Raw genomic sequence first — 12,380 nt, 5'->3', positions numbered from 1 at the left:
CTCGGCCTCGGTGGGTAGGTATGACCAGGTGGCGACGACAGCCGCTGTGCCGGATGATCACGCGCCGCGCATCTGGCGCAGGGCTTGCGCATCCGCCTTGCCGAACTGCGTCGTCGCGAGATCCGACACCAGTTCGATGACCGCCGGAACGTGCAGGGGAGACATCTTCTCGGCCACGAACTCGGCCAGCTCCTCGGACGTGAGGTCGCCGTGTGCGGCGCGTGGCTGCACGTACGCGCAGATGGAGTCACGCAGGTCGGCGTCGCGGACCTTGATGACGCTCGCCCGGGTGACGGCGGGGTGCAGCAACAGCACGCGCTCGATCTCCGCCGGGTAGATCTTGATGCCGTCGGTCTTGACGACGTGGTACAGGCGGTCGACGAGGTACAGGTAGCCGGCGTCGTCGAAGTATCCGATGTCGCCGGTGTGGAACCAGCCGTCGCGCAGCGCCTTCTCCGTCCGCACCGGGTCGAGGAAGTACTCCGTCATCATCCCGGGGGTACGCACGCACACCTCGCCGGGGACGTTCGCGTCCAGGTCGGCGCCCGTCTCCGGATCGCGGATGACCAGCTGGACGGTGGGGATCGGGCGTCCGGCGCTGGCGAGGAGGTTCTTGTCCCGGTGGTCGGCGGGGGTCAGCGCGGAGATCCGGCGGCTCTCCGTCGTGCCGTAGTACTGGACGAAGATGAGACCGAACCTCTCGACGGCCCGCTCGATGCGGGCCGGCGAGATCGGGGTGCCGCCGTACATGACGAGGCGCAGGCTCGACGTGTCGACGTCGTTCAGGCGCGGGTGGTCGAGGATCTGGTACAGGTGCTGGGTGGCCCAGAACGTGCCGCCCACGCGCTCGCGCTCGATGGTCTCGAGCACCCGGCCGGCGTCGAACTGCTCGTGCAGGAGCACGACCCCTTCGTGCGCCAGCACCGAGTCCACCGAGATGCCGGCGTTGCTGAGCGGGATCGTGACGAGGTAGCCCGACGGCCCCAGGTTCATGCTCTTCACCTGGTTCATCGCGCCGACGGTCTCCCGGTGCCACGAGCCGTAGCTGCGGCAGATGCCCTTCGGCTTTCCGGTGGTGCCACTGGTGTAGATGATGGTGGCGGTGTCGCCCTCGACGATCGGCCGGGGCTCCGGCAGGCCGTCGTCGTTCGTGTCGCCGGCGGACAGGTCGGCGTCGACCGGCGCGCCGTCGGAGCCGTAGGTGGCGAGCTTGAGTGGACCCTTGACGGCGTCCCGCAGCCGGCGGGCGACATCGAGACTCTCGACGTCCACGGCGAGCAGCGTCGCGCTCACCTCGTTCAGGATGTCGACCTGCTGGCTCTCGGCCAGCGACTCGGCCGCCGAGTTCGCGTTCACCGAGAGGATGTGCACCAGGCGCGCACCGAGGAGGTGGGCCGCGTAGCGGGTGTAGATGATGGTCGGGCTGTTCGATGCCGACAGGGCGGCGACCGTGTGGGTGCGGTCGATGCCCAACTCCTGCATCCGGCGGGTCGCGGCCACCGTCGAGCGCACGAACTCGCCGGCGGTGATGCTCTGGTCCCGCCACTTCACGACGACCTCGTCCGGGCGGCTGGCCAGCGAGTCGAGGATCCGCATCACGTAGTTCGGGCAGGCCGACTCGGCGGCGGTTCGGTCCATGGGTACCTTCCCTGTTCTTGTCGTCAGCGTCGCCCGATCGGTGTGGGCACCAGGTATCCACGGAGGGCGGTGGGTGGAGGCGGTGCGGTGCGTGCGCGGGTCACCCGCAGATGGTCAGCGTCACGTCGAAGATGGAGAGGTTCACGTTGGTGTAGCCGCGCAGGCTGAACTTCCAGGAACCGGTCTTGCCGAGCATGTCGCCGGCGGTGCCGATCAGCGGAATGGTCTGCGGCTTCCCGGCGACCGCGTCCGCGATCGAGATCGGCACGGTGCCGAAGAGCGTGCCGCCGCTGGGCATCTGCACGGTCACCGCGAGCCACTCCCAGAGCGTGCCGTCGACGGGGTTGGTGTAGACCAGCGCGGTGCCCTCGCCGGTGACGACCAGCTCGCCCGCCGCGTTGTAGACGTCGTCGTGGTAGACGACGGTGTCGCCGTCGGTGGTGCCCGGCGCGCGGCCGTCGTGCTTGGTCAGGTGGGACTGGTCGGTGAGGTCGGCGGTCACCGCGCACGGGCGGAGGTGTGCGGCCGGGACCGCGGACGCCACGGAGCCGCCCAGGACGGCGGTGGTGGCGCCGCCGAGAACGATCGCGGACAGCAGGGCGGTGAGCCGCTTCGGCCTTGGCTTGCGCATGAGCGTCAGTCTCCTTCGCATGGTGGCCGGCCTCCCGGGCATCTGCCCACCGGTGCGGCCAGCCTCGGTGACGACGCTTGCCCCGGCCTTGCAGCCGCCTAAAGCGCGCCCAAGGCGGCCCGGCCGCGCGACGGGCGGAGCCCCGCACGCGCCTGGCGGGGCACCTCAAGGTGCCCCGCCAGGGAGGACGTGCCCGTGCCGCCGCCGTGGCGGTCAGCCGCAGAAGGTCGCCGTCACGTCGAAGATGGACAGGTTCGGGCCCTCGTAGCCGACCAGGCTCCACTTCACCGCGCCGACCTTGCCGACCGTGTCGCCGGCCGTGCCGACCACCGGGATGGTCTGCGGATTACCGGCGACCGCGTCCTCGATCGCGAACGTCGTGGTGCCGAAGTACGTGCCGCCGCTGGGCATCTGGATGGTGATGGCGAGAAACTCCCAGAGCGCGCCGCTCCTGGGGTTGGTGTAGACCAGCACGGTGCCCTCGCCGGTGAAGACGACGTCACCGGCCTTGTTGTAGACGTCGTCGTGGTAGACGACGCTGTCGCCGTCGGTGGTGCCCGGGGCGCGGCCGTCGTGCTTGGTCAACTGGGAACGGTCGGTGAGGCCGGAGGTCACCGAGCATCGCTTCTTGCCGTGCCGGGCCGGGACCGCGGACGCCACGGAGCCGCCCAGGACGACGGTGGTGGCGCCGCCGAGAACGATCGCGGACAGCAGGGCGGTGAGCCGCTTCGGCCGTGGCTTGCGCATGAGCGTCAGTCTCCTTAGCAGGGTTGGCCGGCCCTGCGTGAGACGGAGCCGGCTCGGAGGCGGTACGGCACCCGCCGTACCGATGCCGATCGTGTGTGGCGGCGCTTAAGCGCCGCTAACCCGGCCGGGTCCGGACGCCGGAGCGCCGACGTGGCATAGGGGACGGACGACTTAGGGGCGGGCTAGGGGTGCTGGCCGGCGAGGGGCGTCCCTACGGTGAGCGTGTCCTTACCCGAATGATGGAGGTCTGATGAGCGTCGCGGGAACCTGGCAGCTGATCATCGACAGCCCGATGGGCAAGCAGGAGGGCGAGGTCGTCCTGCACGTCGACGGCGATGACGTCACCGGCACCCTGACCAACAAGACGATGAACCAGCAGTCCGAGATCTTCGACGGCCACGCCGACGGCGACACGGCCACCTGGAAGATGGAGATGGCCCTGGTCAAGGTCACGCTGACGTTCAACGTGACGGTGGACGGCGACACCATGACCGGGAAGGTCACCGCCGGCCTCATCGGCGGGTTCAACCTTGAGGGCAAGCGGGCCTGACACCTGACGCGCCGCCTGCCACGCGGGTGGGCGGCGCGTCAGACGTCGCGCCGCCCGAAGACGACGAAGGCGGCGGCCAGCGCGGCGGACACCAGCGCTGCCAGCAGACCGAGACCGGCCCAGCCGTCGAGCGCGCCGGCGTCCGGCACCACCTTGGTCAACTGGGCCGCCGCCGTGGTCGGCCAGTAGCGACCGAGCACTGACGACAGCGGCTCGGGCAGCGCCGGGATGAACGACGGCACCAGCACCGTCAGCACCGCGACCGTGATCAGCCCGGCCGCGGTGCTGCGGGTCAGCACGCCGAGCGCGACGCCGAGCACCCCGACCGCGGTCATCACCAGCCCCGCCCCGACCACCGCGAGCAACACCCCGGGCGCGCCGAGCGTCGTCGACGGAGCGCCCTGCGCGGCCATCACCGGTTGCCCCACCAGGAACGCCAGGAGCGCGACGAGCTGGCCCAGGACAAGCGCGCCGGCGGTGAAGACGGCCACCTTCGCGGCGAGCAGGCGGCTCCGGCGCGGAACGGCGCCGAGGCTGGCCCGGATCGTGCCGCTCGCGTACTCACTGGTGATGGTCAGCACGCCCAGGATGCCGAGGACCAACTGGATCGACAGGTAGACGCGCAGGCTGGACGCGGCCGGGTCGAAGGACGCCCGGGCCGGTGCCGAGGAGCGGGCGTAGTCGCGGCCGGCCGCGTAGCTGGTGAGCATCCCGAAACCGGCGCCCATGGCCAGCGCCAGCAGCGCGCCGTAGGCCATCGAGCGCAGGCTGCGCACCTTGGTCCACTCTCCGGCGAGGACTCCGGTCAGGCTCATCGGGCTCCGTCCTCGATCATGGCGGATGGCGGGGCGGCGTACTCCACGCTGTCCCGGGTGAGGTCGATGAAGGCGTTCTCCAGCGAGGGCTGGACCGGGGTCAGCTCGGTGACCACCACCCGGTGCCGGGCGGCCAGGCGGCCGACCCCCGTGCCGTCCAGACCGTGGACCCGGAGCGCGCCGTCCGGCTCGACGTCGACCGAGGCGCCCGCGCCGCGCAACAGCTCGGCGAAGGCGTCCGCGCCCTCGGCCCGCACGAGCATCGAAGCGGGTACGCGGTCGCGCAGGAGGGTGGTGGTCGGGGAGTCGGCGATCAGCCGTCCCCTGCCGATCACCACGAGGTGGTCGGCGATCAGCGCCATCTCGCTCATGAGATGGCTGGAGAGCAGCACCACCCGGCCTTCGTCGGCCAGCCGGCGCAGCAGCCCACGAAGCCAGACGATGCCCTCCGGGTCGAGCCCGTTGAGCGGTTCGTCGAGCATCACTCCGGCCGGGTCACCGAGCAGGGCGGCGGCGATGCCGAGACGCTGTTTCATGCCGAGCGACCAGCCGCCTGTCGGTCGGTGGGCCACCTCGGCCAGGCCGACCAGGTCGAGCGTCTCGCGGACCCGGCGTGCGCCGATCCCGTTGCTCTGGGCCAGCGCGAGCAGGTGGTGGAAGCCGTCCCGACGCGGGTTGACCGCCTGCGCGTCCAGCAGGGTGCCGAGCGTGGTCAGTGGGCGCGGCAGTTCGGCGTAGGCGCGACCGTCGACGGTCGCGGTGCCGGCGGTGGGCCGACCCAGCCCGAGGATCAGCCGCATGGTGGTGGTCTTGCCGGCGCCGTTGGGGCCGAGGAAACCGGTGACCAGGCCGGGACCGACGCGGAAGGTGAGATCCGAGATCGCGGTGGTGCGCCGGTAGCGCTTCGTCAGGTGCAGCACTTCGATCACGGAGCCATTCAACCGTGCCTCCTCGCGCCGGAACCAGCCCGGAATGTCGGTTGCGCCCCCTAAGAAAAGTCAGGGGTTCGTGGGCGTCGAACCTAGGGGGTGTGCCTCGCCGGCCGTCGCGCCGAGGCTGGCGGCGAACCCGGACAGCAACCAGTTCAGGCTGGCGGTGAAGGCGTCGTCGGCGGGCCGCTCGGCGAGCTGCGCCAGGTATGGCGCGCGGCCGGCCCGGGACAGGCCGTTCAGGTACGCGCCGGTCGAGTCGGCCCACTCGGACTCGGAGAGGCCGTCGCGTTGCCGCATGGAGTGGCCGGCCAGTTCGAGGCCGCCGAAGCCCATGGTGAACGCGTCGATGGCGATCAGGAGGGTGTGTGCCTGCTCGCGCTCGAGGCCGAGCCCCGCGATGGCCGTCATCGACTGGTCGGCGTGCCGCACCGCGTTGGGCCCCAGTGCCGGACGCTGCATGATCGCGGCGATCAGCCACGGGTGCCGGTGGCCGACCGCCCGGGTCTGCGCGGCGATGGCGTGCAGCGCCGCCAGCCAGTCCTCCGGGAGCTGGTCGAGGACCATCTCGCCGAGGATCTCGTCGACCATGAGCTCGATCAGGTCGTCCTTGCGGTCCATGAACGAATAGAGGCTCATCGGTCGGGCGTTGAGCTCGGCGGCGACCCGGCGGATCGTGATGGCGTCGAGCCCGTGCGCGTCGGCCAGGTCGATGGCCGTGCGCACGATCGTCTCCAGGGACAGTCGCCGCCGCGCGGGCCGTGGTGGGCGCGTCCAGACCGAGCCGCTCACCGGCGCGGCGTCGGCGCGGCGAGCGGCGGGCGGATCGGCGGGCTGTTGGTCAACCCCAGAATCGGACGGCTTCGGTGACATGCGGTCAGCATACAGCCTATCGGCTTCTGATACGGTGTATCGCATGGCGATGCGCCGTACCGGTTTCCGTTGCCGGTCCGCTATCAATCGGAGTCGCAGATGACTGTTCCGGCACGATCCGACATTTCCGCGTCCGACGGCGCGGCCACCGATTCCGGCGACGGCGCCCGCATCACACCGGAGCTGCTCAAGCTCGCCGGTGTGATCATGCTCGGCGCGATCATGGTGCAGCTCGACTCGACCATGGTGAACGTCGCGATCGACCGGCTGAGCGAGCGCTTCGACGCCACGGTCAGCACGATCCAGTGGGTGAGCACCGGCTACCTGCTGGCGATGGCCATCGTCATTCCGCTCACCGGCTGGGCGGTCGACCGGTTCGGCGCGCGGGCCACCTGGGCGTTCTCGCTCTCCTCGTTCCTCGTCGGCTCCGTCCTCTGCGGCGTCGCGTGGTCGGCCGAGAGCCTCATCGTCTTCCGGGTGATCCAGGGCCTCGGCGGTGGGATGATCCTCCCGTTGGCGCAGGCGATTCTTGCCGCCGCCGCCGGGCCGCAGCGGCTCGGCCGCATGATGAGCGCGATCGGGGTGCCGGCGATGCTCGGCCCGGTCCTCGGCCCGGTCCTCGGCGGCGTGCTCGTCGACCACCTCTCCTGGCGCTGGATCTTCTACGTGAACGTGCCGATCTGCCTGGCCGCGCTGGCGCTGTCCTGGCGGCTGATGCCGGCGGGCAGCACCGCCTCGGCCGAGCGTAAGGGGCTCGACAAGCTCGGGCTGCTGCTGCTCTCGCCGGGCTGCGCGGCGCTCGTCTACGGCCTGTCCGAGGCCGGCCAGCACGGCAGCTTCACCGCGCGGGAGGTCCTCGTCCCGCTGATCGCCGGCGTCCTGCTGCTGGCCGCCTTCGCGTGGCACTCGCTGTGGACCGCGGGGGAGCCGATCATCGACCTGCGGCTGCTCCGGTCGCGCAACTTCGCCGCCTCGTCGGGTGTGCTGCTGGTCTTCGGCATGGCCATGTTCGGGGCGATCTTCCTGCTGTCGCTGCTCTACCAGCAGGTCCACGGCGACAGCGCGGTCCGGGCCGGCCTGCTGCTCGCGCCGCAGGGTCTCGGTCTCGCCGTCGCGCTCCTGCTCGCCGGGCCGCTCACCGACAAGATCGGCCCGCGCTGGATCGCGGTGACGGGGCTGGTGCTCGCCGCCGTGGGCACGATCCCGTTCGCCCTGGCCAAGGGGGAGGTCAACCAGCTTGTGCTGGGCGCCGCCCTGGTCGTACGTGGCGCCGGGCTGGGCGCGATCCTGGTGCCCTGCATGGCCGCCGCCTACAGCGGGCTGGCACACCACGCCTTCACCCGGGCGAGCAGCGCCCTGCGCATCTTCCAGCAGCTCGGCGGCTCCTTCGGCGTGGCCATCGTCGCCGTGATCCTCCAGCGCCGGGTCACCGACGCCTACACCGGAGCCGGTGGGCACCCGACGCTCGACCAGGTCGCCGGCGCGTACGGCTACACGTTCTGGTGGACCGTGGCGTTCACCGTGGCCGCCCTCGTTCCGGCGCTGCTGCTGCCACGCGTCCTGCGCACCGACGAGGAGGATCCGGCCTCGCGGCCCGCGACGATGGCTTGATGCCACGTCCGGCGCCCGGCCTCCCGGTCGGGCGCCGGACGTGCGGAACGTCGATCACATATTGATAATCTTGCATGTTGACCCGAGGTTCGGCCGGGCGGGTGTCCCGGATGGCGCCGCGCCTGCGCGCCGAGCCACGGGTCGGCGCTACGGGAGGCATCAATGCATCGGCCGGCCGGGGATCTGATCGAGCGTGAGGACCAGTTGCGCACGCTGCGCGGGTTGTTGTCCGGCGCCGTGGCGGGCAGCGGACGGACGGTCGTGCTCGGCGGCGCGTCCGGCAACGGCAAGAGCGTCCTGCTGGACCGGGTGCGCCAGCTGGCCGGCGAGGCGGGCGCCGACGTGGCGACCGCGATCGCGGCCCGCGCCGAGCAGTCGTTGCCGCTCGGCGTCGTCGGGCAACTCGCCGAAGCCGCCGGCCTGGGCCGGAGCGACGCACCGGGACCGAGCGTCGGCGGGCTGCTCGACGCGGCGATGTCGACGGAATGGGAGCCCTCGGCGCACGGCGCCTCGTGCCCGCAGGCCCCGGCACGCATGCTGCACGGCCTGTGCATGGCGTTTCTGCGCCGCGCCGAGCAACGGCCGATCGTGCTGTGCGTCGACGACGTCCACCACGCCGACGCGTACTCCATGCAGTTCCTGTCCTACCTGAGCCGACGGGTCCGGGCCACGCCCCTGCTCATGGTGCTGACCGAGCTTCCGCAGCTGTCACCCGTCCACCCGGCGCAGTACGTGGAGCTGCTGCACGGCTCGATGCCGATCGCGCTGCCCCCGCTGACCCGGGCCGGCGTGGCCCGCCTGGCGCAGCGGCTGCCGGCGACGGTCGAGCCCGGCCTGGACGGACACCTGCACGCCTTCACCGGTGGCAACCCGCGGCTGGCCGCGGCCCTGGTCGAGGACATGACGCGGCGTGCAGAAGGGCCGTATCCGGTCGCTCGCCCGGCCATCGGTGAGGCGTTCATCGAGGCCGTCCGCGCCTGTCTGTTCCGCAGCCCGCCGCCGGCCCGGCCGATCGCCCACGCTCTCGCCGTCACCGGCGGCCCGGCCGACGCGCCGGTGCTGGCCCGGCTGCTGGACCTCAGCGAGGAGATGGTCAACTGGGGACTGCTGGCGCTGCGCCGGGTCGGCCTGTTGACCGGCGACACCTTCCGCGACCCCCGGATCCGGATGTCCGTCCTCGCCGGCGCACCGGCTCAGGAACGGGTCGAACTGCACCGCCGGCTCGCCGTTCTCGGGCACGCGACCGGCGAGTCGCCGGTCGTCGTCGCGCGGCACCTGCTCGGCGCGGACGGAGTCGAGGGCGCCTGGGTCGCGCCGACCCTGCGCGACGCCGCGAGCCAGGCGCTGGCCGAGGGGCGGGTGAAGGAGGCGGTGTCGTTCCTCGACTCGGCCGGCGCGTCGGAGCCCGACGCGCGGCGGCGTGCCGAGGCGACGCTCGCGCTCACCCGCGCCGAGTGGCAGTTCAACCCGGCCGACGCGGCCCGGCGCCTGCCGGAGCTGCTCGCCGCGGTCCGCCACGGGCAGTTGGTCCGGCGCCAGGCCGCGGCCCTGGTCCCGTACCTGCTCTGGCACGGCCTGATCGATGACGCGGTCGCGGTGGTCAACGCGTTGACCTCGGCCGGGCCGCTCGACGACGAGAGCGCGGCGGCTCTGGGCGCACCACTGCTGCTGCTGACCTACCTGTTCCCCGGCCACGCGCAGCGCGTCGACCGGCCCCGGCGGGAGCTCGCCGCGCGCGGAATTCTGCCGGCGTCCGGTGGCCCGCTCCCCGCCGCCGCCGCGCTTACCGCGCTCGCCGCCCGCAGCACGCACGCCGAGGTCGTGGCCGCCACCGAACAGGTCGTCCGGAACACCCGGCTGGACCACGAGGCGCTGGGACCGATCTCGGTCGTGATGCTCGCGAGCGTCCTGACCGACCGGCTCGGTGACCCGGGCACGAACGACTACCCGCCGCTGCATCCGGGCACCGGGCGGCGCCCACCGACGGCACAGGCCCTCCTGTCGGCCATGGCCGCCGAGGGCGCGCTGCGCCGCGGTGACCTGGCCGCCACGGTCGGGCACGCCGGCCGGGGTCTCGATCTGCTCCCCGCCGCCGGCTGGGGCATCGCCGTGGGCGGTCCGCTGTCCAACCTGGTCCTGGCGGCCACCGCGGGCGAGCGTGACGACGAGGCCACGGCACACCTGGCCGTGGCGGTGCCCGCGGCCATGTTCGACACCCCGTTCGGCCTGAAGTACCTGCACGCCCGGGGCCGTCACCACCTCCGTACCGGATGTGTCCGCGCGGCCCTCGTCGACCTGCAGGCGTGCGGCCGGTTGACGGCCGCCTGGGACATCGACCAGCCCGAGCTGGTGCCGTGGCGTACCGAGTTGGCCCGGGCGCAGCTCGCCCTCGGCCGGCCGGAACGGTGCCGTGAACTGGCCCTGGAGCAGCTGGACCGGTTGCCGGAGCACAACGCCCGGGAGCGCGGCGCCGCGCTGTGGGCGCTGGCCACGGCGAGCGAACCGGCCGACCGCCTGCCGCTGCTGCGGCAGGCGGTCGCCCTGCTGCGCTCCGGGGCAGACGTGTCGACCGGCGGACACGCCGCCGCCACCGCTGCCGGCTCGCACGGTGTGGGCGGCCCGGACGCGGCCCGACCGCGGTGGCCGGAGTCGGCGGGCGCGCCGGACCGGCGTGACGCCACGCCCCGGCCACGCTGCGGCCCGGCCGACGAGCAGCCGCCCGCGGCCGACGCGGCCGAGCCCGGGCCGGACGTCGCCACCATGCTGGAAGGGCTCACCGAGGCCGAGCGCCGGGTGGCCACGTTGGCCGCCGACGGGCACACCAACCGCGCGATCGCCGCGCGGCTGTTCGTCACGGTCAGCACCGTGGAGCAGCACCTGACCCGGGTCTACCGCAAGCTCCGGGTGAACAGCCGCGGCGACCTGCTCCTCCGGCTCGGCCGCGAGGCGACCCGGGGGCGCAAGCGCGGCCAGGTTAGCGCGGCTTAAGCGGCGCCCCGGACGATCGACACCGGTACGGCAGGTGTCGTGCCGCCTCCGAGCCGGCGCGGTCGCGTGTTCCGGCGGCCCCGCCGGCGCGCCACGACCCGACCCGATCCCGACCTCCGGAGGAGAAAACCATGGACGCTGCCGTCGTCATCGCCGGCGCCGGTCCGACCGGCCTGCTGCTCGCCGCCGAGCTCGCGCAGGCCGGCGTGCCGGTGGTGGTGCTGGAGCGCGACCCGGAGCCCCGGCTGGCCGCGATGGGCATGGCCATCAACGCCGGCGTGGTGGACCTGCTCGCGGAGCGCGGCCTGATGGAGCGGATCGGCGCCGACGGCCTGCCCTGGCCGCGCGCACACTTCGCCCAGTTGTGGCTGGATCCCGGCCGGCTGCCCGGCCGGCAGACGTACACCTATCTGCTGCCGCAGGCCAAGCTGGAGGAACACCTGCTCGCGCACGCCGAGAAGCTCGGCGTGGAGATCCGGCGCGGGGTGACGGTACGCGGTGTGCGGCAGGACGCCGACGGCGTGGCCGTGGACACCTCCGCCGGTGTGGTCACCGCCGCCTACCTGGTCGGGTGCGACGGCGCCGACAGCGTCGTCCGGGGCGCCGCCGGGATCACGTTCGAGGGCTCCGAGGTGGCGTTCGACGGCATCGCCGGCGACGTCGAGGTGCCCAACGGCCATCCGTTGTACCAGCAGTTGGGCGCCAACGAGTTCAACAGCGGGCTGTTCTCCGTCGCGCCCAGCGGCGTGGGCCTGCTGCGGGTGGCGACAGGTGAGTTCGGTCGCCGGCCGGTGGACCCGTCCGCGCCTCCGGACGCCGGTGAGCTGCGCGCCGCCGTGTCCCGGCTGATCGGGCAGGACATCGACGTCGGCACGCCGCGCTGGCTGGGCCGGTGGAACTGCGAGACCCGGCAGGCCGACCGGTACCGCGTCGGGCGGGTCCTCGTCGCGGGCGAGGCCGCCCACGTCCACTTCCCGCTCGGTGGCCAGGCGCTGAGCACCAACCTGGAGGACGCCGTCAACCTGGGCTGGAAGCTGGCCGCGGAGTTGGCCGGCTGGGCGCCGGGCGGACTGCTCGACAGCTACCACGATGAGCGGCACCCGGCCGGGGCGCGGACCTGCCTCACCACCGCCGCGCAACTGGCGTTGCTCTACCCGGCCGACCGGGTGGCGCCGCTGCGGGCGGTGATGAACGAGCTGATCGAGTTCGACGCGGTGAACGAGTACCTGGTGCGGACGGCCGGCGGCCTCAACGTGCGCCATCCCGCCACCGGGTGCGACCACCCGCTCGTCGGTCTCCGGGTGCCGGGCGTGCCGCTGCCGGCCGGGCGCGGCCTGGCCCTGCGGTTCGACCCGTCCGTCCGGCTCGACGTCGACGGTTGGGCCGACCGGGTCGACCTGGTCACCGCGGAGCCGTCCGCCGACATCGCGGCGGTGGCGCTGCTGGCCCGCCCGGACGGCCGGATCGCCTGGGCCACCGACGGGACCGACCCGGACGGCCTCGCCGCCGCGCTCGCCACCTGGTTCGGCGCGCCCGCCAGCTCCTGACCCCGCACAGCGGAGACGCGGGGCGCCGGCCGGCGCCCCGCGTCTCCGCGT

At 72.9% G+C, this 12,380-nt stretch carries 10 protein-coding genes; 4 read left to right on the top strand and 6 right to left on the bottom strand.

Annotation, left to right across the window (positions count from 1 at the left end; all coding sequences use genetic code 11):
* Positions 1-57: 57 nt before the first annotated feature.
* The 3 genes from O7602_RS16245 to O7602_RS16235 all read right to left on the bottom strand — a co-directional run bounded on the left by O7602_RS16245 (position 58) and on the right by O7602_RS16235 (position 3,016).
* Positions 58-1,638 (bottom strand): AMP-binding protein, encoded by a 1,581-nt coding sequence (locus tag O7602_RS16245; RefSeq protein WP_281583487.1) that lies wholly within the window; start codon positions 1,636-1,638, stop codon positions 58-60.
* A gap of 100 nt (positions 1,639-1,738) precedes the next feature.
* Positions 1,739-2,269 carry a hypothetical protein gene (locus O7602_RS16240; protein ID WP_281583486.1) on the bottom strand — a complete coding sequence of 177 codons (531 nt, stop codon included), beginning with the start codon at positions 2,267-2,269 and terminating at the stop codon, positions 1,739-1,741.
* A 213-nt stretch (positions 2,270-2,482) separates the two neighbouring features.
* Positions 2,483-3,016 carry a hypothetical protein gene (locus O7602_RS16235; RefSeq protein ID WP_281583485.1) on the bottom strand — a complete coding sequence of 178 codons (534 nt, stop codon included), beginning with the start codon at positions 3,014-3,016 and terminating at the stop codon, positions 2,483-2,485.
* Positions 3,017-3,266: 250 nt separating this feature from the next.
* Here O7602_RS16235 and O7602_RS16230 point away from each other — a divergent pair, with 250 nt between their 5' ends.
* Entirely contained in the window at positions 3,267-3,566 is a 300-nt protein-coding gene (locus tag O7602_RS16230) for a hypothetical protein (RefSeq protein ID WP_281583484.1), read from the top strand.
* Between the two features lie 38 nt (positions 3,567-3,604).
* Here O7602_RS16230 and O7602_RS16225 read toward each other — a convergent pair whose 3' ends face one another.
* The 3 genes from O7602_RS16225 to O7602_RS16215 all read right to left on the bottom strand — a co-directional run bounded on the left by O7602_RS16225 (position 3,605) and on the right by O7602_RS16215 (position 6,183).
* A complete protein-coding gene (locus O7602_RS16225) occupies positions 3,605-4,381 on the bottom strand; it encodes an ABC transporter permease subunit (protein WP_281583483.1) in 777 nt (258 codons plus the stop codon).
* Complete coding sequence (locus O7602_RS16220; protein ID WP_281583482.1) at positions 4,378-5,310, bottom strand: ATP-binding cassette domain-containing protein; 933 nt, start codon at positions 5,308-5,310, stop codon at positions 4,378-4,380. The genes O7602_RS16225 and O7602_RS16220 overlap by 4 nt, the downstream gene beginning before the upstream one ends.
* A 69-nt stretch (positions 5,311-5,379) precedes the next feature.
* Entirely contained in the window at positions 5,380-6,183 is an 804-nt protein-coding gene (locus O7602_RS16215) for a TetR/AcrR family transcriptional regulator C-terminal domain-containing protein (protein ID WP_281583481.1), read from the bottom strand.
* Between the two features lie 99 nt (positions 6,184-6,282).
* On the opposite strand from O7602_RS16215, the gene O7602_RS16210 reads away from it, so the two are divergent.
* The 3 genes from O7602_RS16210 to O7602_RS16200 all read left to right on the top strand — a co-directional run bounded on the left by O7602_RS16210 (position 6,283) and on the right by O7602_RS16200 (position 12,329).
* On the top strand, positions 6,283-7,794 hold the full coding sequence (locus tag O7602_RS16210) for an MDR family MFS transporter (RefSeq protein ID WP_281583480.1): 1,512 nt from the start codon (positions 6,283-6,285) through the stop codon (positions 7,792-7,794).
* Positions 7,795-7,956: 162 nt separating this feature from the next.
* The gene (locus tag O7602_RS16205; protein ID WP_281583479.1) at positions 7,957-10,782 is read left to right on the top strand and encodes a LuxR family transcriptional regulator; all 2,826 of its coding nucleotides are present in this window, start codon (positions 7,957-7,959) and stop codon (positions 10,780-10,782) included.
* Positions 10,783-10,913: 131 nt separating this feature from the next.
* Positions 10,914-12,329 (top strand): FAD-dependent monooxygenase, encoded by a 1,416-nt coding sequence (locus O7602_RS16200; protein ID WP_281583478.1) that lies wholly within the window; start codon positions 10,914-10,916, stop codon positions 12,327-12,329.
* Positions 12,330-12,380 lie beyond the last annotated feature (51 nt).

The sequence above is a fragment of the Micromonospora sp. WMMD1128 genome (assembly GCF_027497235.1).
Lineage (GTDB): Bacteria > Actinomycetota > Actinomycetes > Mycobacteriales > Micromonosporaceae > Micromonospora.
Note: the sequence above shows the minus strand (reverse complement) of the source record. Positions and strands in the feature narration are given on the sequence as shown.